The 21,094-nt window shown below is 71.5% G+C and carries 17 protein-coding genes; 10 read left to right on the forward strand and 7 right to left on the reverse strand.

Annotated elements, in window-relative coordinates:
• Positions 1-66 precede the first annotated feature (66 nt).
• From eno to meaB, 5 genes are all read left to right on the forward strand, one after another.
• Positions 67-1,374 carry a phosphopyruvate hydratase gene (gene eno, locus ACZ3IJ_RS11720; RefSeq protein ID WP_467467496.1) on the forward strand — a complete coding sequence of 436 codons (1,308 nt, stop codon included), beginning with the start codon at positions 67-69 and terminating at the stop codon, positions 1,372-1,374.
• A 120-nt stretch (positions 1,375-1,494) separates the two neighbouring features.
• Positions 1,495-2,820 carry a nicotinate phosphoribosyltransferase gene (locus ACZ3IJ_RS11725; RefSeq protein ID WP_467467497.1) on the forward strand — a complete coding sequence of 442 codons (1,326 nt, stop codon included), beginning with the start codon at positions 1,495-1,497 and terminating at the stop codon, positions 2,818-2,820.
• Positions 2,821-2,916: 96 nt separating this feature from the next.
• A complete protein-coding gene (locus ACZ3IJ_RS11730; RefSeq protein ID WP_467467498.1) occupies positions 2,917-4,725 on the forward strand; it encodes a methylmalonyl-CoA mutase family protein in 1,809 nt (602 codons plus the stop codon).
• Entirely contained in the window at positions 4,725-6,899 is a 2,175-nt protein-coding gene (scpA, locus tag ACZ3IJ_RS11735) for a methylmalonyl-CoA mutase (RefSeq protein ID WP_467467499.1), read from the forward strand. Before ACZ3IJ_RS11730 ends, scpA begins: the two co-directional genes overlap by 1 nt.
• Positions 6,896-7,918 (forward strand): methylmalonyl Co-A mutase-associated GTPase MeaB, encoded by a 1,023-nt coding sequence (meaB, locus tag ACZ3IJ_RS11740; RefSeq protein ID WP_467467500.1) that lies wholly within the window; start codon positions 6,896-6,898, stop codon positions 7,916-7,918. The genes scpA and meaB overlap by 4 nt, the downstream gene beginning before the upstream one ends.
• Positions 7,919-8,112: 194 nt before the next feature.
• On the opposite strand, the gene ACZ3IJ_RS11745 is transcribed toward meaB, so the two are convergent.
• A complete protein-coding gene (locus ACZ3IJ_RS11745) occupies positions 8,113-8,508 on the reverse strand; it encodes a hypothetical protein (RefSeq protein ID WP_467467501.1) in 396 nt (131 codons plus the stop codon).
• A gap of 320 nt (positions 8,509-8,828) precedes the next feature.
• On the opposite strand from ACZ3IJ_RS11745, the gene ACZ3IJ_RS11750 reads away from it, so the two are divergent.
• Both ACZ3IJ_RS11750 and ACZ3IJ_RS11755 read left to right on the forward strand, forming a co-directional pair.
• Positions 8,829-9,293 (forward strand): DUF5709 domain-containing protein, encoded by a 465-nt coding sequence (locus ACZ3IJ_RS11750; RefSeq protein WP_467467502.1) that lies wholly within the window; start codon positions 8,829-8,831, stop codon positions 9,291-9,293.
• Positions 9,294-9,368: 75 nt separating this feature from the next.
• Positions 9,369-9,611: a DUF6480 family protein gene (locus ACZ3IJ_RS11755; RefSeq protein ID WP_467467503.1), complete on the forward strand. Its 243-nt coding sequence runs from the start codon at positions 9,369-9,371 to the stop codon at positions 9,609-9,611.
• Positions 9,612-9,620: 9 nt separating this feature from the next.
• Here ACZ3IJ_RS11755 and ACZ3IJ_RS11760 read toward each other — a convergent pair whose 3' ends face one another.
• Together ACZ3IJ_RS11760 and ACZ3IJ_RS11765 are read right to left on the reverse strand one after the other, a co-directional pair.
• Positions 9,621-11,432, reverse strand: coding sequence for a thiamine pyrophosphate-requiring protein (locus ACZ3IJ_RS11760; protein WP_467467504.1), 1,812 nt, complete (start codon positions 11,430-11,432; stop codon positions 9,621-9,623).
• A gap of 112 nt (positions 11,433-11,544) precedes the next feature.
• Complete coding sequence (locus ACZ3IJ_RS11765) at positions 11,545-12,168, reverse strand: flavodoxin family protein (protein WP_467467505.1); 624 nt, start codon at positions 12,166-12,168, stop codon at positions 11,545-11,547.
• Between the two features lie 182 nt (positions 12,169-12,350).
• On the opposite strand from ACZ3IJ_RS11765, the gene ACZ3IJ_RS11770 reads away from it, so the two are divergent.
• From ACZ3IJ_RS11770 to ACZ3IJ_RS11780, 3 genes are all read left to right on the forward strand, one after another.
• Complete coding sequence (locus ACZ3IJ_RS11770) at positions 12,351-12,707, forward strand: PRC-barrel domain containing protein (protein WP_467467506.1); 357 nt, start codon at positions 12,351-12,353, stop codon at positions 12,705-12,707.
• Between the two features lie 140 nt (positions 12,708-12,847).
• Positions 12,848-14,845, forward strand: a complete 1,998-nt coding sequence (locus ACZ3IJ_RS11775; RefSeq protein WP_467467507.1) for a P-loop NTPase family protein — start codon at positions 12,848-12,850, stop codon at positions 14,843-14,845.
• A complete protein-coding gene (locus tag ACZ3IJ_RS11780) occupies positions 14,842-16,383 on the forward strand; it encodes a hypothetical protein (protein WP_467467508.1) in 1,542 nt (513 codons plus the stop codon). The genes ACZ3IJ_RS11775 and ACZ3IJ_RS11780 overlap by 4 nt, the downstream gene beginning before the upstream one ends.
• Positions 16,384-16,708: 325 nt before the next feature.
• On the opposite strand, the gene ACZ3IJ_RS11785 is transcribed toward ACZ3IJ_RS11780, so the two are convergent.
• From ACZ3IJ_RS11785 to ACZ3IJ_RS11800, 4 genes are all read right to left on the reverse strand, one after another.
• A complete protein-coding gene (locus ACZ3IJ_RS11785; RefSeq protein WP_467466956.1) occupies positions 16,709-17,461 on the reverse strand; it encodes an amino acid ABC transporter ATP-binding protein in 753 nt (250 codons plus the stop codon).
• 5 nt (positions 17,462-17,466) lie between these two features.
• Entirely contained in the window at positions 17,467-18,408 is a 942-nt protein-coding gene (locus ACZ3IJ_RS11790) for an amino acid ABC transporter permease (protein WP_467467509.1), read from the reverse strand.
• Positions 18,409-18,438: 30 nt separating this feature from the next.
• Complete coding sequence (locus tag ACZ3IJ_RS11795; RefSeq protein WP_467467510.1) at positions 18,439-19,389, reverse strand: ABC transporter substrate-binding protein; 951 nt, start codon at positions 19,387-19,389, stop codon at positions 18,439-18,441.
• A 136-nt stretch (positions 19,390-19,525) separates the two neighbouring features.
• Entirely contained in the window at positions 19,526-21,025 is a 1,500-nt protein-coding gene (locus ACZ3IJ_RS11800) for an aminotransferase class I/II-fold pyridoxal phosphate-dependent enzyme (RefSeq protein WP_467467511.1), read from the reverse strand.
• Positions 21,026-21,094: the final 69 nt, after the last annotated feature.

Genomic DNA, 21,094 nt, shown 5'->3' on the forward strand with positions numbered 1-21,094 from the left:
CCGTCGGGCTCGGCGCCAGCGTTGTCGCAGCAAGGGCACGGCACACGACAACGGGAAGGACCTCCCATGTCCGCACAGGCAGTCGGAACCGTCGACGCCACCATCGAGACCGTCACCGCCCGCCGCATCATCGACAGTCGTGGCAACCCCACGGTCGAGGTCGACGTCGTCCTGGCGGACGGATCACTGGGACGTGCAGCCGTCCCCTCCGGCGCCTCCACCGGCGCCCGGGAGGCCGTGGAACTGCGCGACGGGGACCCGGCGCGCTGGCACGGCAAGGGCGTCGACCGGGCGGTGGCCCACGTGAACGGGGAGATCGCGGCGGCCGTGCACGGCCGGGACGCGGTCGACCAGGCGGCTCTCGACGCGGCACTGGTCGCCCTCGACGGCACGGCCACGAAGTCCCGGCTCGGCGCCAACGCGATCCTGGGCGTCTCCCTCGCCGTCGCCAAGGCCGCCGCGGCGGCCCACCGCCGGCCCCTCTACCGCCACCTCGGCGGGAGCGAGGCCCACCTTCTGCCGCTGCCGATGATGAACATCGTCAACGGCGGCGCCCACGCCGACAACCCGCTGGACTTCCAGGAGTTCATGATCGCACCCGTGGGCGCGGACTCCTTCGCCGAAGCCGTGCGCATGGGCAGCGAGGTCTTCCACACCCTGCGCCGCGATCTGCTGGCCGCCGGGCACTCCACGGGCGTCGGCGACGAGGGCGGCTTCGCGCCCGCGCTGCGTACCGCCGAGGAGGCGCTCGACTTCGTGATGGCCGCCATCGAGCGCACCGGCTACCGCCCCGGTGCGGACATCGGTCTGGTCATGGACCCGGCGTCGTCGGAGTTCTTCCGCGACGGGGTCTACGACTACGCGGGCGAGGGGGTGCGCCGCACCCCCTCCGAGCACGCCGACCATCTGGCGAAGCTCATCGACGCCTACCCGATCGTCTCCATCGAGGACCCGATGGCGGAGAACGACCTGGACGGCTGGCGCGAGCTGACCGCCCGTGTCGGCGACCGCTGCCAGCTCACCGGCGACGACGTGTTCTGCACGAACGAGACGCTGCTGCGCGAGGGCATCCGCACCGGCGTCGGCAACTCGGTCCTGGTCAAGGTGAATCAGATCGGGACCCTGACCGAGGCCCTCGCCGCGGTGGCCGTGGCCCACGAGGCGGGCTGGACGGCGGTCATGTCGCACCGCTCGGGCGAGACGGAGGACACCACCATCGCGGATCTGGCGGTGGCGACGGGGTGCGGTCAGATCAAGACCGGTTCGCTCTCCCGTTCCGACCGTACGGCGAAGTACAACCAACTGATCCGAATCGAGGAGGAGCTGGGCGCCACGGGGCGCTTCGCGGGGCGCTCGGCACTGCGTCGGGCCTGACCCGGGCCTCCAGGCCCCCCGCTCACGACCGGGAGCCCGCTCGACCCCGACGCCGAAGTCCGGGCCCTCCCCCGCGCCCGTCCGTGTGCGGGGCGCCGGCCGGCCGCGCATGCTCGAAGCATGCAGGTGACCACCACCGACCTGTACGAGGTCACGATGGCGCTCTCGTACCTACGGGAGGGCATGCGGGCCCCTGCCACGTTCAGCCTCTTCGTGCGCGACCTCCCGCCGGGCCGTGGGTTCCTCGTCGCCGCGGGACTGGAGCCGGTCCTCGACCACCTCTCCCGGTTCCGGATCGGCCGGGCGGACGTGCGGGAGTTCGCCGAGGTCCTCGGGTGGCCCGTGGAGACGCTCGAACCGCTCCACGGCCTGTCCTTCGACGGGCAGGTCCGCGCCGTCCCGGAGGGGCGGCTCGTCTTCGCCGGCGAGCCTCTCGTCGAGGTCACCGCGCCGCTGCCGCAGGCCCAGCTCGTGGAGACGTACCTGCTCTCGCTGCTCTGCCATCAGACGGCGGTCGCCTCCAAGGCCGCGCGGTGCGTGCTGGCGGCCGGCGGGAAGCCCCTGGTGGACTTCGCGCTCCGCCGCTCCCACGGACCGGCGGCCGGCATGCAGTCGGCGCGGCTCGGCGCGCTGGTGGGCTTCGCCGGGACCAGCAACGTCGCCGCCGCGGTCCGGTACGACATCCCCGGCTCGGGCACGATGGCCCACTCGTACGTCCAGGCGTTCCCGTCCGAGGAGGAGGCCTTCCGGGCGTTCGCCCGCTCCCATCCCGGCCCGGTGACGTTCGTCGTCGACACGTACGACACCGATCGCGGGGTGGGAACGGCCGCGCGCGTCCTGGCCGAGCTGGAGCGCGGTCCGGGGTGCGCGATCCGCCTGGACAGCGGTGACCTGGCCGCCCTGGCCCGCCGGGCCCGCGCCACGCTGGACGCGGCGGGGCTCCGGGACGTCGGGATCATCGCGAGCGGCGGTCTCGACGAGTACGCGATCGCCGGGCTCGTACGCGACGGGGCGCCGATCGACGTCTTCGCGGTGGGGACGCGGGTGGGGGTGGCGGCGGACGCCCCGTACCTGGACGCGGCGTACAAGCTGGTCGAGTACGACGGCACGCCGGTCATGAAGTTCTCGCCGGGGAAGGCGACGGCGCCGGGCCCCAAGCAGGTGTTCCGGGGTCCCGGTCTCCGGGACGTCATCGGTCTGGCCAACGAGGAGCCGCCGGCGGGTACGGAGCCGCAGCTGCGGACCGTGATGCGCGGGGGGCTCCGGACAGAGCCGCCGGACACCCTCGACGCGGCGCGGGCCCGCTTCGAGGCCGATCTCGCGCTGCTTCCGGAACCGGCCCGCCGGATCGAGGACCCCGCGGCCCCCGTCCCGGGCATGTCGACGCGACTGGGTGTACTTTCGACGATCGTCCGGCACCGGATCGAGGCGCGTCCGAAGCCCTAGACCCGCCTAACCCGGAATCGGCCCGTGCTTCAAGGAGGGCAAGGTCACAGCCGTGTGCCCTGCTGCACCTTTGTTCACCTGGCCTAGCATCCGAGCATGACAGTCCTTCCCGACGACGGGCTCAGCCTCGCCGCCGAATTCTCCGACGCAACCCGTGAGCAGTGGCAGCGCCTCGTGTCAGGCGTGCTGAGCAAGTCGGGCAAGGACGTGGAGGGCGCGGCGGCCGAGGACGTCCTGACGACCACTCTGGAGGACGGGCTTCGCGTCCGTCCCCTGTACGCCGCCGAAGACACCGCGTCCGACCCCGGCTTCCCCGGCTTCGCGCCCTTCGTGCGGTCAGGCCGTGCCGAGGGCAACACGCTGGGCGGCTGGGACGTGCGGCAGCGCCACTCGGTCGCCGACGGCGAGGCGGTGCTGACCGACCTGGAGAACGGCGTCACGTCGCTCTGGCTGCTCGTCGGCGAGGGCGGCGTCCCCGTGTCGTCGCTGGCTCGGGTCCTGGAGGGTGTGTACCTCGACCTCGCACCCGTCGTGCTCGACGCGGGCGCCGACGTCGAGGACGCCGCGCGGGAGTTGCTGCGCCTGTACGAGGAGCGGGGCGTCGCGAAGGAGGCCGCGCGCGGCGGTCTGGGCGCGGATCCGCTGGGCTTCGAGGCGCGTACGGGCCGGTCGTTCGGCTTCGCTCCCGTCGCCGCTCTCGCGCGCCGGTGCGCCGAGGAGTACCCGGGCCTGCGGGCGCTGACCGTCGACGCACTGCCGTACCACGAGGCCGGAGGCTCGGCCGCGCAGGAGCTGGGGTGCTCGCTGGCGACCGGCGTCGCGTATCTGCGGCAGCTCACCGAGGCGGGGCTCAGCGTCGAACAGGCCTGTGGGCAGCTCGAGTTCCGCTACGCGGCCACCGCCGACCAGTTCCTGACGATCGCCAAGCTGCGGGCCGCACGCAGGCTGTGGGCCCGGATCGCCGAGGTGTGCGGAGCGGGCGCGGCCGGCGCGCAGACGCAGCACGCGGTGACGTCGTCGGTCATGATGACGCGTCGCGACCCGTGGGTGAACATGCTGCGTGCGACGGTGGCCACGCTGGCCGCCGGGGTGGGCGGGGCCGATTCCGTCACCGTGCTGCCGTTCGACCACGCGCTGGGGCTGCCGGACGGGTTCGCCCGCCGTATCGCCCGTAACACCTCGACGATCCTCATCGAGGAGTCGCACCTGTCCCGGGTGATCGACCCGGCGGGCGGATCCTGGTACGTGGAGCGGCTGACGGACGAGCTGGCCGAGGCCGGCTGGGAGTTCTTCCAGGGCATCGAGCGGACGGGCGGTCAGGCCGCTACCCTGCGCTCGGGCCGTCTCGGGCAGGAACTGGCCGCCACCTGGGAGGCGCGCAGCGCGAAGCTGGCGAAGCGGCGCGAACCCATCACGGGCGTCAGCGAGTTCCCGAACCTCACCGAGAAGCCCGTCGTCCGCGAGGCCGCGCCCGAGCGGCCGGCCGGCGGTCTGCCGCGCGTGCGCCGCGACGACGCCTTCGAGGAGCTGCGCGCCCGTTCCGACGCGCATCTCGCCGCGACCGGCGCACGGCCCCGGATCTTCCTGGCCACGCTCGGCCCCGCCGCGGCGCACACGGCGCGCGCCACGTTCGCCGCCAACCTGTTCCAGGCGGGCGGCATCGAGCCCGTCGTGGAGGGCACCTTCGAGGAGAGCGGGGCGACCGAGGCCTGCCTCTGCTCCAGCGACGCGCTGTACGAGGAGCAGGCCGCGGACCGGGCCGCCGAGCTCGGGGCGCTGGGCGCCCGCCATGTGTTCCTCGCCGGGCGGCCCGCCGCGTACGCCGGTGTCGACTCCTACGTCTTCGCCGGCTGCGACGCCGTCGCCGTACTCTCCGCCACGCTCGACCGCATGGGAGTGTCCTGATGTCCATCCCCGATTTCTCCGCGATCGGTCTGGGGACTCCGACCGCCGCGGCCGGCGCCGACGAGTGGCGGACGGCCGTCAAGAAGGCCGCCGGGGGTGACGACCTGCTCTGGGAGACCCCGGAGGGCATCGCGGTCAAGCCGCTGTACACCGGGCAGGACCTGGAGGGCCTGGACTTCCTGGGGACGTATCCGGGCATGGCTCCGTATCTGCGCGGACCGTACCCGACGATGTACGTCAACCAGCCCTGGACGATCCGCCAGTACGCGGGCTTCTCCACCGCCGAGGAGTCCAACGCGTTCTACCGGCGCAACCTGGCGGCCGGCCAGAAGGGCCTCTCGGTCGCCTTCGACCTGCCCACGCACCGCGGCTACGACAGCGACCATCCTCGGGTGACCGGCGACGTCGGCATGGCGGGTGTGGCGATCGACTCGATCTACGACATGCGTCAGCTCTTCGACGGCATCCCCCTGGACAGGATGACCGTGTCGATGACCATGAACGGCGCGGTGCTTCCGGTGCTCGCGCTCTACATCGTGGCGGCCGAGGAACAGGGCGTGCCGCCGGAGAAGCTCGCGGGGACCATCCAGAACGACATCCTCAAGGAGTTCATGGTCCGCAACACGTACATCTATCCACCGAAGCCGTCGATGCGGATCATCTCCGACATCTTCGCGTACACGTCGCAGCGGATGCCGCGCTACAACTCGATCTCCATCTCGGGCTACCACATCCAGGAGGCGGGTGCCACGGCCGACCTGGAGCTGGCGTACACCCTCGCCGACGGCGTGGAGTACATCCGCGCCGGACGTGAGGCGGGCCTGGACGTGGACGCCTTCGCGCCCCGGCTCTCCTTCTTCTGGGCGATCGGCATGAACTTCTTCATGGAGATCGCCAAGATGCGGGCGGCCCGGCTGCTCTGGGCGAAGCTGGTGAAGCAGTTCGACCCGCAGAACGCCAAGTCCCTTTCGCTGCGCACCCATTCGCAGACGTCGGGCTGGTCGCTCACCGCGCAGGACGTCTTCAACAACGTCACGCGCACGTGCGTGGAGGCGATGGCGGCCACGCAGGGGCACACGCAGTCGCTGCACACGAACGCCCTCGACGAGGCGCTCGCCCTGCCGACCGACTTCTCGGCGCGCATCGCCCGCAACACGCAGCTCCTCATCCAGCAGGAGTCGGGCACGACGCGGGTGATCGACCCCTGGGGCGGCAGCGCCTACGTGGAGAAGCTGACGTACGACCTGGCGCGCCGGGCCTGGCAGCACATCCAGGAGGTCGAGCAGGCGGGCGGCATGGCGCAGGCCATCGACGCCGGGATCCCGAAGCTGCGCGTGGAGGAGGCGGCGGCCCGCACCCAGGCCCGTATCGACTCCGGCCGGCAGCCCGTGATCGGCGTCAACAAGTACCGCGTCGACTCCGACGAGCAGATCGACGTGCTGAAGGTCGACAACTCCTCCGTGCGCGCCCAGCAGATCGCCAAGCTGCGACGGCTGCGCGACGAGCGCGACGAGACCGCCTGCAGGGACGCGCTCGACGCGCTCACCCGGGCGGCCGGCGGCGACGGCAACCTGCTGGAGCTCGCCGTGCGCGCGGCCCGCGCCAAGGCCACCGTGGGCGAGATCTCCGACGCCCTGGAGAAGGTGTACGGACGGCACGCGAGCCAGATCCGTACGATCTCCGGTGTGTACCGCAACGAAGCCGGCGAGTCCCCCTCCGTCGACCGCACCCGCACCCTCGTGGACGCGTTCGCCGAGGCCGAGGGCCGCCGCCCCCGCATCCTGGTCGCGAAGATGGGCCAGGACGGCCACGACCGCGGCCAGAAGGTCATCGCCACCGCCTTCGCCGACCTGGGCTTCGACGTGGACGTCGGCCCGCTGTTCCAGACGCCCGCCGAGGTCGCGCGGCAGGCCGTCGAGGCGGACGTGCACATCGTCGGGGTGTCGTCGCTGGCCGCCGGACACCTCACCCTCGTACCGGCGCTGCGCGAGGAGCTGGCAGCGGAGGGGCGTGAGGACATCATGATCGTCGTCGGCGGCGTGATCCCCCCGCAGGACGTGCCGACCCTCCTGGAGATGGGCGCGGCGGCCGTCTTCCCGCCCGGGACGGTGATCCCCGACGCGGCGTACGACCTGGTGAAGCGGCTCTCGGACGGTCTCGGGCACGAGCTGTGATCGACCGGGACGCGTATGTGAAGGGTGTACTCGGCGGGAAGCGGGCGATCGTGGCCCGCGCGATCACGCTCGTCGAGTCCACCCGCCCCCAGCACCGCGCCCTGGCACAGGAGTTGCTCACCGAGCTGCTGCCGCACAGCGGGAAGGCGCGGCGGATCGGGATCAGCGGCGTGCCGGGGGTCGGGAAGTCGACGTTCATCGACGCGTTCGGCACCATGCTGACCGGTCTCGGCCACCGGGTCGCGGTCCTTGCCGTCGACCCGTCCTCGAGCCGGACGGGCGGCTCCATCCTGGGCGACAAGACGCGGATGGAGCGGCTCGCGGTGGACCCGGCGGCGTTCGTACGGCCGTCGCCGACGGCCGGGACGCTGGGCGGGGTCGCCAAGGCGACCCGCGAGTCGATCATCGTGATGGAGGCCGCCGGTTACGACGTGATCCTGGTCGAGACGGTCGGTGTCGGACAGTCCGAGACCGCCGTGGCCGACATGGTCGACTCGTTCCTGCTGCTGACGCTCGCGCGGACGGGAGACCAGCTGCAGGGCATCAAGAAGGGCGTGCTTGAGCTGGCGGACGTGGTCGCCGTCAACAAGGCGGACGGACCGCACGAGCGGGACGCCCGCGCGGCGGCTCGTGAGCTGTCGGGGGCGCTGCGGCTGATGCACGGCGCGGACGCCGCTTGGACTCCGCCGGTGCTGCACTGCAGCGCCCGCGAGTCGACCGGTCTCGACACGGTCTGGGAGCGCCTCGAACAGCACCGTACGCTGCTCGACTCGACGGGCCGCCTCGCGGCCCGCCGGCGCGACCAGCAGGTCGACTGGACCTGGACGATGGTCCGGGAGGAGCTGCTGGGGCGCCTGCACGCCCACCCGGCCGTACGGGCTCTGGCTCCCGGCCTCGAACAGCAGGTCAGGGAGGGTGAGTTGACGGCGACGACGGCGGCCGAACGCCTCCTCCGCGCGTTCGGGGAGCCCGGCGGGACGGACGACGTGTACGCGGGGCGGGACGCCGGCGAGGCGTAGCCGAGGTGTCGGCATGCCGGACGCGGGCCGGAGGACGGACGTCCTCCGGCCCGCGTCGGCGTTCGCGGTGGTGCCGTCGGTCCGCCGGTGTCAGCGGCACTGACCGTGGCGCGGTCCGCGCCCGGTGACGCCCGTCGTCTCGGGGGCGGGGGTGTTGCCCTCGCACCTCGAGGGGCCGGTGACGGTGGTGCCGTTCAGCGTGGTGCCGCCCGTGTTGGAGTCGAAGGTGGCCGGGCCGGTGACCGCGCCGCTTCGCAGAGGACGACCGGCCCTGTCGTCGCGAACTCGGTGCTTCCGTCGGGGCTGGGCACGGTGCCGTTGATCTCGTTGCCGTTGGAGGAGGTGCCGGTGCCGATGGTCTGGCTGATGCCGCCGCCGTAGATCAGGCCGCTGGAGCAGGTGGCGTCGGTGATGATCTCGGCGAACGTGGAAGCGGGCCCGGTGGTGGCACCGGGGGTGCGGACCGTGACGCCGACAGAGTTGGCGTACGCGGCGAACGGGACGGTCACGGCGAGGGCCGCTCCCGCCACGAGGGCGAGGGCCCTGGCCGTGCGCCGGGTCCGGGAACGGCGGTGGACGACAGAGTGCATGGGATCCGTCTCCTGGGATCTCCGCAGGGGACGCAGCCCAGTGCGGCGGGCGGCAGCTGCGTACCGTCGCAGCCGAAGCCGTGTGCGTCTATGAGGTGTTTGGAGGCTGAGACCTGACATATGCAAGGTCGAGCAGGAGAGCGCTCGCCCGGGCATGAGAGGGGCGGGGCCGGGCAGGCGAGAGCAGGGCGAGATCCGCCCTGGCGGCGTCGCCGGAGATACCCTGAGGATGCGGATCAGCACGGGGACGGAAACGGGGACGGCCTGTCGCCGGCCCTGGACGGGGCGGAGTACGACCGCACCGAGAGGAGATCCGGACCATGTCCGAGAACCAGCCGACCTCCCGTGGAGACGACGTCTACCAGCCCGCGGACGCGGAAAGTGGGGACTACCCCGACGGCGAGCTCGATCCGGACAACGCCCTCGGCACACCGGTCACGGAGGACATGGGCGAACCCGGCTACTCCCCACCGGATCACCCTCGGGGCGTGACCCGGTACGGGACGACCGTACGGGAACAGCGCGAGGGCGAGTCGCTGGACGACCGCCTCGCCCAGGAGAGCCCCGACGTCGCGACCCCGGACGGCGACGACATCGGCGACCTCCCGGACGGGGAAGGAGAGCCCGTCGACGCAGAGTCGGGCCTGTCGCGCGCCGGCCGTCTCGCCGTGCCCGCCGGAGGCAGTACGACCACGATCGTGGCCGACGACGTGGGCCCGGACGACGGCATCACCTCGGCCGAGGAGGCCGCGGTCCACGAGGAGACGGGCATCGACGGCGTCTGACCGCCGAGCCGGAGCGGTGACGAACCCGTGGCGCCCGCCAGGCATGGTCTCGGCCGCGACGGGGAGCCGCCCGGCATGACCGAAAAGTACCCTGATGCGAATCCAGATCCCGACCCCCGCACGACCTCAGGGCTCGAACCGGGTGGCGGGGTGCCGCCCGGCGAGACTCCCCCCGCAGAGGCGGGCACCGGCACGGCCACCGGCCCCCACCGACCTCTCAAGGCCGGATGGGGGCGCGGTCCGCTCGTGCTGATCGTGGCGCTGGCCGTGCTGGTCGCCCTGTTCTTCCTCGTCTACGCCATCGTGCTCGCGCTCTGACCCGGCCCGTCACGGCCCGTCGTCACCTTCGCGGTGGCGGCGGCCGGGCAGCATCTCCTGCACCTTGGCCTTGAGGCCCTGCCGGATCATGCCGGTCCGGTCGCTGTCGCCCTTCACGACGGCCGCCGCGGCGGCCTCGATCTGATCGAGGCTCGCGTGCGGAGGAATCGGCGGCACCGCCGGATCGGTGCGGAAATCGATGACGAAGGGACGATCGGCCGCCAGCGCCTCCCGCCAGGCGGCCTCCACCTGCTCCGGCTTCTCCACCCGGACCCCGCCCAGGCCGATGGAGCGGGCGAAGTCGGCGTACGGGACGTCGGGGAGCTCCTGGGAGGGCAGGAACTGCGGCGCTCCGGTCAGCGCACGCATCTCCCAGGTGACCTGGTTGAGGTCCCGGTTGTTCAGCACTCCCACGACGAGCCTCGGGTCCTGCCACGAGGAGCTGTACTTGGCGGCGGTGACGAGTTCGGCCATCCCGTTCATCTGCATCGCGCCGTCGCCCACGAGCGCGACGGCGGGCCGGTCGGGATGAGCGAACTTGGCGCCGATCGCGTACGGCACCCCAGGACCCATCGTGGCGAGCGTGCCGGACAGCGAGCCCCGCATCGAGCCCCGCATCCGCAGGTGCCTGGCGTACCAATTGGCCGCCGAACCGGAGTCGGCGGCGAGGACGACGTCGTCCGGCAGGAGGGCGTCGAGAGTGTGCACGACGTACTCGGGATTGATGGGGTCGGCGTCCACGGCTGCCCGGCGCTCCATGACCTCCCACCAGCGCGCGGTCTCCTTCTCGATCTTCTTGCGCCACCCCCCGTGCTTCTTCCGCCTCAGCCGCGGCAGGAGGGCCCTGAGCGTCGTCTTCGCGTCTCCGACCAGGTTCACCTCGAAGGGGTAGCGCAGCCCGATCATGAAGGGATCGATGTCGATCTGCACGGCGCGCGCCTGGTCGAATTCGGGCAGGAACTGCGTGTACGGGAAGCTGGAGCCCACGACGAGGAGGGTGTCGCAGTCCCGCATCATCTCGTACGAGGGCCGGGTGCCGAGCAGTCCGATCGAGCCGGTCACATAGGGGAGGTCGTCCCCGAGTGCGTCCTTGCCGAGCAGCGCCTTCGCCACTCCCGCTCCCAGTACGTCGGCGATCTCCTCGACCTCCCGGCGTGCGCCGCGCGCCCCCTGGCCGATCAGGACGGCGGGTTTCTCGCCGGCGTCGAGCACCTCGACCGCGCGCATGATCTCGCTCTCGGCCGGGACGGGAGCGTAGGAGGACGTACCGAGGCTGGAGGGGACCATCTTGAACGCGTGCTCGGGTGGGGAGTAGTCGAGTTCCTGCACGTCGGCGGGGACGACGATGGCGGTGACGGTCCGCAGGGCGTAGGCCGTCCGGACGGCACGGTCGATGAGGTTCGGCAGCTGCTCGGGGACGGTCACCATCTCGCAGAACGCGGAGGCTACGTCCTTGTACAGACTCAACAGGTCGACCTCCTGCTGGTATGAGCCTCCCATGGCGCTGCGGTCGGTCTGTCCCACGATGGCAACCACGGGAACGTGGTCGAGCTTCGCGTCGTACAGCCCGTTGAGGAGGTGGATCGCTCCCGGGCCCGAGGTGGCCGCGCACACGCCGACCTTGCCCGAGAACTTGGCGTACCCCACGGCTTCGAAAGCGGACATCTCCTCGTGGCGTGCCTGGACGAACCTGGGTTTGTCGTCGGCGCGGCCCCAGGCGGCGAGAAGGCCGTTGATGCCGTCGCCTGGGTAGGCGAACACATGATCCACGTCCCACTCGCGCAGACGCTGGAGGATGAAGTCGGAGACCTTGGTCGACACGGTTGCTTCCTCTCCCGATGAGTTCCTACGAGGTGAACGCCGACAGGACGGCCGTTCCTCCGTGCGCGGCGTCCGGCACGCCGTCTGCAGGGAACGCGGCCGAGAGCGCGGGTCAGCTCGGCGGGTACGGCGTGCCCTTGAGGCGGCGGGCGAGGTGGGAGGCGTTGGACGCGAGGGTGGCGGTGGTGGCCGCCGTCTTCGCGGGGACCTTGTCCAGGTCCTGGTAGTCGGTGCCCTGCATGGCCTCGCCGACCCAGTAGGTGACGGCGTTCGCCGGGAGGGTGAAGCCGACGTCGTTCAGGCCCTGGAAGAGGTCGGCGCCGACCTTGTGGGCGCCGTCCTCGTTGCCGACCACGCAGACACCGGCCACCTTGCCGTAGGTGAGCATGCGGCCCTCGTCGTCGCTCTCTCCGAGCTCGGCGTCGAGCCTCTCCAGGACGCGCTGGGCGATGCTGGAGGGGTGGCCGAGCCAGATCGGCGTGGACAGGACGAGGATGTCCGCGTTCAGGACGGCCTCGCGGATGCCCGGCCAGTCGTCCCCGTCGCCCATGTCCACCTCCACGCCAGGCTTGACGTCGTGGTCGGCGATGCGGATCACCTTTCCGGTGACCCCGTGCTGCCGGAGAGCGGCCATGGTCTGCTCGGCCAGCAGGTGCGAGCTGGACGGTGCGGGGGACGGGGAAAGCGTGCAGACGAGCGCGACGGCGCTGAGCGGGACGGTCTCATAGGGTTCCATACGGCGCGGCTACCCAGCGGACCACGGCTCACCGCACCGGATCTCCCTCGTCGGCACGTACACGGCTACCCGCATCAAGGCCGCCGATGCGGGTAGCCGCTCTCGTGCGGTCCGCGCGTATGCGGCCCCGCCCCGTCCACCTGGCCGAGCGGGACCGTGGAGCCGGAGAGGAGCTGGGGACCATGACCGGCGAGAACATCTGGCGGTACGCACCGGAAGCCGGCCACGAGCCGGGGCGGGACCTCGTCGGCTTCGACGTCGAGGCGATGGACGGCGGTATCGGCACCATCGACGAGCATTCGGACGACGTGGGTTCGTCCTTCGTCGTCGTCGACACGGGCACGTGGATCTTCGGCAAGCGCGTTCTCCTGCCGGCGGGAACGATCACACGGGTGGACGCCGCGCATCGGACGGTGTATCTCAACAGGACGAAGGACGAGGTCAAGGACGCGCCGGAATTCGACGCGACGAAGTACGGCGGCGAGCCGGGCTACCTCGAGAGGTTCGGCATGTACTACGGCCGGCTCCCCCACCCGTAGGCCCGCCCGCGAGCGGCTGCGCCCTTCCCCTCCGATCGCCCGCAACCCCACTGCCGAACAGGCGCATCTCGGGTAAGTTCCCCTTGTGCACGACCAGTTGATCTCTTGACGCGCGGCTCACAGGGGGAGGCGGTAGCGCCATGGGCGGGAGGTTGTACGGTCAGCAGGCCCTGCAGGAGGGGTTCGTCCCCCGGCTCGTGGGGCTGCATCACAAGGACGGGTACCTCGTTCCGTTCGCCTATCCCAAGGGCTCGCCCGTCGTACGGATCGTCGGCGGCCGGGGCAGCGGGAAGACCGCCCTCCTGGGCGCCGTCCACGACGCGTACAACGGCCGGGTGCCGCTCGCCCGGGTGGACCTCGGCGCACCGGGGTTCGGCGAACCCGGTGTGGCCGACGGCGACGACGGCGTCCCCAACGCCTCACGCATCACGCACCTGTTGTATCTCCTCGCGTACAAACTAGGCCTGGACGTAAGGCACTTCGGCAAGCCGATGGTCTTCCCTCGGCTCTCCCTCGGACTTCTCGTCGTCACCGCCTGGCGCCCGCTGAACAGCGACGAGACCGACGTGCGACCGCCCGACCTGCGTCGGGCGGAGGCCGATCTGCGCACCCTCATCACCGCCGAGGACCCCGACGTACGGCGTCGCAGGGAGAGCCTCGGCCGCTGGTTCGACGTCGTCACGGACAACCTCCCGCTGGTCCTGTCCGCCGTTCCGGGCCTCGACACCATCGCCGGGATCGTCCTCGACACCGCGCGGGCACAGCTCGTGCGGAGCGAGCCGGACAAGGGCTCGCTCGCCTGGTGGGGCGATCGACTGCACCGCTCGCAGGGGTACCAGGGCGATTCGCTGCAGCGGCTCTTCCAGTTCGTCCGCGGCTTCCGCAGACTCGACGACCGCCGGCGTACCGCCGAGGAGCACCTCGTCGCCGCGCTCCTCGGCGACATCGACGCCAACTACGGCACGCTGCGCCGGCTGAACCGGAAGCCGCGGCCGCTGCTGCTCCTGGACAACGCCCACACCGACGTCGGACGCGACTTCCTCGACCTGCTGGACGCCGGGGACCTCGGACCCGGCGACGCGCCGGGCAAGGCGCCGACGCGCCCCGTGGTCCTCGCCACGCTGCTCGGCCGGGCGTCCGGACACCCGCCGCTGACCGAGGTCGGCGGTGACGCCGTCCCGCGGGCGCGGCCACTGGTCCTGAGCATCCCCGGCATCGAACCCGCCCATATCGCGGAGATGCTCAGCCCCGTCGACTATCCCGACCACCTGCCCCGCGTCGTCGCCCGCTACAGCGGCGGCCGCGCGGCGAGCGCCCGCATCCTGGCGGACGCGGCCGTCCGCAGGGTCGAGGACGTGGGCACGATACGGGGCGGGGAGCTCCTCGACGAGGCCGCGCCCGCGCTCCTCGCGAAGCTGCTGCCCGACCCCGTGTTACGGGAGCGCCTCGTGCTGCTCTCCGCCGCCGCCGAGGCGGGCACCCGGCGCGGGCTGTGGACGTTCTCCCACCCGGAGGACCACTCCGAGGAGCTGGTCGCCGTCCGTGTCCGAGAGGCCGACGACTATCGGACCCGGTCCTGTCTCGACGGCGACCGCGCCCTCGATCTGCTGCTGCGGCACCGGCTGGCCGCCACCGTCTCCCACGAACGCTGGCGCGACACCCAGCTCCGGCTGCGTTCCCTGTGCGACCCGCGCGGCGACACGTACCTGCACCACACGCTGGCGCTTGGCCGGGTGGACGAGGTGGTCGGCGCCCTGCACCACCGGTTCACCGTCACCCCGCCGGACGCATGGCTGGCCGCGCTCAACGTCGTCTGCTCGGCCCCCCACCCGCGCGCCGGGTACGAGCCCCCCGCCGCGAGCCGGTTCCTGTCGTGCACGGCCTGCGGCAGCGACCTTCCCGGACCGCACCACGACGCGATCGCCTCCCTCGTGCCGCTGCTCTGGCGGCTCTCCGACCCGCTCACCCTCGCCCCGCGCGAGGACGAGCTGACCACCGTCCGCATCGCGCTGGAGACGCTGTACGGCAACAAGGCCGCGCACGCCGCCTACCGCGAGGCGTCCGCCGCCTGGCCCGCCCGCCTGCGGGCCGGGGCACAGGCTCCCGACCTGCCCGTCCAGGAAGGTGCCGCGTCATGACGTCGTTCATCTCGAGACTGCCCGGCGGGCCGCTGACCAAGGCCGCCGCCCTCGTCGTCGCCCTGGCCGTGCTCGGCGCCGCCGTATGGGCCGGCATCCTCGTCCTCGGGCCCGACCCGGCCTGCGGCAAGGGCATCGAGGAACGGGGCCCGGAGGGCTCGCGGGAGTGCACGGGCGTCACCGACGGGGGCTACGTCTTCGCGGACAACCTCAGGGAGGTCAGCGCACGGATCAAGACGGAGAACGAGCGGATCAAGGGCGAACCGCACGTCTCCGTCGCCGTGATGCTGCCCATGGCACCGACGCAGGCCTTCGAGCAGCAGAAGACGCTCCACGAGGTGCAGGGCGCCTACCTCGCGCAGTACCGCGCCAACCACGACTCCAACAGCAAGAAGCCGGCGATCCGGCTTCTGCTCGCCAACCCCGGCCGCAGCCACGCCCATTGGCGGCCCGTCGCCGAACAGCTGGGGGCCATGTCGGAATCCACGACCGACAACCTCCGGGCCGTCATCGGCTTCGACGTCTCCACCGCCACCACCCAGGCCGCCATCGGCTACCTCACCCGCGAGCGCGGCATTCCCGTCGTCGGCGGCCCCATCACCGCCGACGACTCGGGCAACAGCGCCCAGCGGCCCGACGCCTACCCGGGGCTCGCCCGGGTCGTCCCCACCACCTCCGACCAGGCCAGGGCCCTGTCGCACTTCAACGCGGGCATCGACCCCCGGCACACCCTGGTCGTCGAAGACATCCGGACCGGCGACAACTACGTCGACGCGCTGAAGCGGGCCTTCGCCGCGCGGACCGTGGGGTCGCCCCGCGCACCCGAGCAGTACCGCGCGCCCGAGGAGTTCCACGAGGAGGGCACCACCGCCAACGCCTTCGACCAGATGGTCGACACCATCTGCACCTCGGCGGCCAAAGTGATCTACTTCGCCGGACGACCGGTCCAGCTACGGCAGTTCGTCAACGAACTGGGCAACCGGGGCTGCACCGAGAAGAAGTACACGATCATCACCGGCTCGGGCGCCTCCACGCTTTCCTCGGACAAGCTCCTCGACTGGGACGCCTTCCGCAAGAGCGTGACCCTCCAGTACGCCGCCGTCGCCCATCCCGACGCCTGGAGCGGCCCCAAGGCCCCCACCACGGGCGGTTCCCCGGCCGCCTTCCGCACCCTGGCCACGCTCGCCGGCAGCAAGGAGGTCGGGGACATCGGCCCGGTGGAGCTCACCGACTCACGGACGATCACCTTCTACGACGCCGGGCTCACCGCGATCACCGCCATCCGGATGCGCGACGACGGCGACCCGGTCATCCCCACCCTCGGCCGTATCAGCGACTCGTGGCTGCGGCTGCACGGAATGGGCAAGGTCGACGGTGCCAGCGGATGGATCTGCCTCGACAACTACGGCAACCCGTACAACAAGGCGGTCTCCGTGGTGGAGCTCGCGCCGGACGCGCCCGGCCGCATCCGCTTCGTCGGACTCGCCTGGCCGACCGGCCGCCCCACACCGGCGGACTGCACCGCGAGCCGCGGATGACACAGGTGCCACGCGGAGCACCGAACCGGGCGCTGGCACCTCCCGACCGCCCGTCCCCGGGGCTGACGCCACCGACGTCCGGCCCGGTCCGACCTGACAGGAGGGGACGTCCGGGCCGGTTCCCGTACGTCCCCAACCGTGGCCGCCCCTAGGGCGTGTTGCGAAAGTAGCGCCGTCCGCCCGAAGGGCGGGCCCCGCGGCGTCTGGTGCGTGCGATCGCAAGGCGGAGGGTCGTCCTCGTACCGGGTGTACTCGGACGATCCCGACAACGCAGCGAGCGTGCGTGCCAGGCGTCGCGGGGCAGGCGGGACTTTCGCAACACGCCCTAGAGCACCTTGGAGAGGAATGCCTTGGTGCGGTCGTGCTGGGGGTTGCCCAGGACGTCGCGGGGGTGGCCGGATTCGACGACGACGCCGCCGTCCATGAAGACGAGGTTGTCGCCGACCTCGCGGGCGAAGCCCATCTCGTGGGTGACGACGATCATCGTCATGCCGTCCTCGGCGAGGTCGCGCATGACGTCCAGGACGTCACCCACCAGCTCGGGGTCGAGGGCGGAGGTCGGCTCGTCGAAGAGCATCAGCTTCGGTTCCATCGCCAGCGCGCGGGCGATGGCGACACGCTGCTGCTGGCCGCCGGAGAGCTGTGAGGGGTAGTTCCCGGCCTTGTCGGCCAGGCCGACCCGGTCCAGGAGCCGCTCGGCGCGCTCGCGGGCCACGGCCCTCGACTCGCCCTTCACCTGGATCGGCGCCTCCATGACATTGGCCAGGGCCGTCATGTGCGGGAACAGGTTGAACCGCTGGAAGACCATGCCGATGTCCCGGCGCTGGGCCGCGACCTCGCTGTCCTTCAGCTCGTAGAGCTTGTCGCCCTTCTGGCGGTAGCCCACCAGCTCGCCGTCGACCGAGAGCCGGCCGCCGTCGATCCGCTCCAGGTGGTTGATGCACCGCAGGAACGTCGACTTGCCCGAGCCCGAGGGCCCGACCAGGCAGAAGACCTCACGGGGAGCGACCTCCAGGTCGATGCCCCGCAGGATGTGCGCGGCGCCGTAGGACTTGTGGACGCCCTCGGCCTTCACCATGGCCGTCATCGCGTTGCCTCCGGAGAACGCTTGAACAAGTTCAGGTTAGTACGGATGCGCTGGAGCGGGGTCGGCGGCAGGGACCGCAGCGAACCACGCGAGAAGTGCCGCTCCAGGTAGTACTGACCCACGCTGAACACACTGGTCAGAGCCAGGTACCAGATCGACGCCACGAAGAGCATCTCCATGACCGCGAACGACGTCGAGGCGATGTCCTGCGCGGCGCGCAGCAGGTCCGGGTACTGGACGGCCACGACCAGGGACGAGGTCTTGAGCATGTTGATGAACTCGTTGCCGGTCGGCGGGATGATCACCCGCATCGACTGCGGGAGCACCACCCGCCGCATCGTCTTCCCCTGGCTCATGCCCAGGGCCTGCGAGGCCTCCGTCTGTCCCTCGTCCACCGACTGGATGCCCGCGCGGACGATCTCCGCCATGTACGCGCCCTCGTTCAGGCCGAGCCCGAGCAGGGCGGCCAGGAAGGGGGTCATGACGTCGGTCATCTCGTCCCGGTAGAACCCGATGTCGAAGACCGGGAAGATCAGGGCGAGGTTGAACCAGATCAGCAGCTGCACATAGACCGGGGTGCCTCGGAAGATCCAGATGTAGAGCCAGGCGACCGCGCTGGTCACCGGGTTCTTCGAGAGCCGCATCACGGCGAACAGCACGCCGAGCGCCAGGCCCAGCGCCATGGACGCGACGCTGATGAGCACCGTGTTGCCCAGGCCGCTCAGCACGGAGGTGTCGAAGAGCTTCTCCGCCACGGTGGCCCAGCGAACGTTGCCCTGGGAGAACGCCTGGCCCAGGAGGGCCAGCAGGGCAACCACGACGACGCCGGCGACCCAGCGTCCGTAGTGGCGGACCGGTATGGCCTTGATGGCCACCGGCCGGACTCCGGCGGGGACGGGTTCCGTCCCGGCCGGAATCGTGTCGATCTTGTCAGTCACAGCGACTGCCCTTCAGTGATACGCGAGAGGTCAGGAGCCGCCGTTGATCTCGGCCGAGGTCACGGCCCCCGAGCCCGCACCCCACTTGTCCAGCGCCTTCTTGTACGAACCGTCGTTGATGATCGCGTCCAGCGCTTCCTTCAGCGCGTCACGCAGCTGGGTGTTCCTCTTGTCGACCGCGATGCCGAAGGGGCCGCCCTCGATCTGGTCGCCGACGACCTCGAAGGCCTTTCCTCCGTCGGCCTTGCGCGCCAGGTCGACGGCCACCGGGAAGTCGTTCACGCCGGCGACGGCTCCGCCCGCCTTCACCCGGGTCTGGGCCTCGGCATCGGTCGGGAAGGACTCGATTTCGATGGCCGGCTTTCCGTCCGCCTCACAGTCCTTCGACTGCGTCTTGACGACGGTCTCGAACGTCGTGCCCCGCTGTACCGCCGCCGGCTGCCCGCAGAGGTCGGCGATGGAGGCGATGTGCCGCGGGTTGCCCTTCTGGACGTAGACGACGGAGCCCGCGGTGAAGTAGTCGACGAAGTCCACGCCGTTGCCGGTCTTCTGGCCCTTCCCGTCCAGACCCTCCTGGCGCGCCCTGGTGTCGCTCATCGACGACATGACGATGTCCTGTCGCCCGGAGTTGAGGGAGGTGATGAGGCTGTCGAACGTACCGCTGGTGAAGACGAACCTCACTCCGAGCTGTCTGCCGAGGGCGTCGGCGATGTCGGGGTCGACACCGACGATCTTCCCGTTCTCGATGAACTCCATCGGCGCGTAGGCGGCGTCCGTACCGACCTTGATGACACCTGCGTCCTGGTACTTCTTCGGCAGTTTGTCGAACAGGGGAGCGTCGCTCGGTGCTCCACCGGCCCGGCTGCCGCCTGAGCCTGTGCCGGTGCCCGTCTGGTCGCCGCAGGCGCCCAGCAGCAGTGTGGCTGTCGTCGCGGCTACGGCGGCGGCGATCGCCTGACGGATCGGATTGCGTGCGGCCATGGTCGTGCTCTCTCTCGGGGACGGTGCGGGTTCGGGATGGTGCGGTGTGCGGGGGGGCGGGTCGTGGGGGGGCGGGGGGTGCGGGGCGAGGTTGCAGGGGTGTGCCAGGACGCGGGGCGCCGGTCGCGTCGAGCGGTCAGTCGACGACGCGCAGCCGGGTGACGCCCAGGTCGAGCGCTCCACGGACGTGGCCGTTCGGTGCGGTCGCGGTCCGCTGGAGGAAGCGGACCACCTCGGCGGTGATGACCTCGCCCGGCAGGACGTTGGGGATGCCGGGCGGGTACGCGGCCAGCGTGTCCGCGGAGACGCGTCCGACGGCCTGCTCCGCGGGCAGTACCCGGGTCGGGCTCAGGAACGCCTCGCGCGCCGTGAGCTTCGCGGGGCCGGGCGCCGGCAGCTGCGGTACGGCCGCCGGGTCGGCGGCGGATCCGGTCAGCGGGGAGGGAAGGGTGTGCAGGGCCTCCAGGAACCGGTCCGTGTCGGGCACGAAACCCGCGCCGATCACGGCGACGACCGCCGCGTCGGTGGCCACCTCGACCATGACCTGGTGGTCCCTGAAGAGCAGTCGCCTGGCCTCGTGCCCTGTGATCCCGCCGGCCCGCGTGTCCAGGGCGATCCGCAGCGGATCGGTGCCGACGATGTCGGGGAAGGCGGCGAACCCGTCGCTCACGACCCGGAAGCGGCCCAGCGCGCGCACCACCCCGCGTACCTTGTCGGCGGACTCGACCGACGCAGCCGTCGCGTCCGCGTCGGTGACGAGGCTCCTGCGCGCCAGATCCAGGGAGGCGGTCAGCAGGGCGCTGGCGCTGGTGGACTGCACGAGCCGGAACGCCCGGTCCACCAGCGCCTCCAGCCGGTCCGCGAAGGGGCCTTCCGCCACATGGAGCATCGCCGACTGCGTCAGGCTGCCGCCGAGCTTGTGCGTACTGGAGGTCACCAGGTCCGCGCCCAGCGAGAGCGCGCCCGTGGGAAGGGCGGGGTGGAAGCCGAAGTGGGATCCCCATGCCTCGTCGACGATCAGCGGGACGCCCGCCGCGTGGGCGGTGTCCGCGATGGCGCGCACGTCGGCCACGGCGCCGAAGTAGCTCGGGGAGACGATGTACACGGCGGCCGCGTCGGGGGTGCGCCGGAGCGCCGCCGCGACGTCCTGGGCGGTCACGCCGTGGGCGATGCCCTGCTCGGGGTCGACGGACGGCTGGACGAAGACCGCGTCCATGCCCGAGAGCACGAGCCCGTCGATCACGCTGGAGTGCACACTGCGCTGGACGACGAGTGTCCGCCCCAGGGAGGGGGCGACCATCGAGGCGATCTGGTTGCCCTGCGAGGCGCCGTTCGTCAGGAACCAGGTGCGCCGTGCGCCCCAGGCCTCGGCTGCGAGCGCCAGCGCCCTGTCGAGCGGGGTGTCCGCGCCGAGGTCGATGCCGTCGAGCAGCGGGGGGAAGTCCAGGGACGTGATCCGCGAGCCGAAGAACCCGGCGAGGTCCGATCCGGGAGCCGCGGCATGTCCCGGGACGTTCAGCCTCAGCCAGTCCCGTGCCGCGTGGGCGAGCACGGCCTCGGCGAAGGGCGCGGACAGCTGGCCGGAGCCGGGATCGGTGGGGATCGGGGTGCGGAGATCGGTCGTTCGCGTGTTCACCCCGGGAGCGTGACACCGCTGGAGTCATCGAGGAATGGTGGACTTTTCGTGAGCCCTCCATAGGATCTC

The organism is Streptomyces sp. NPDC013317 (genome assembly GCF_055563155.1).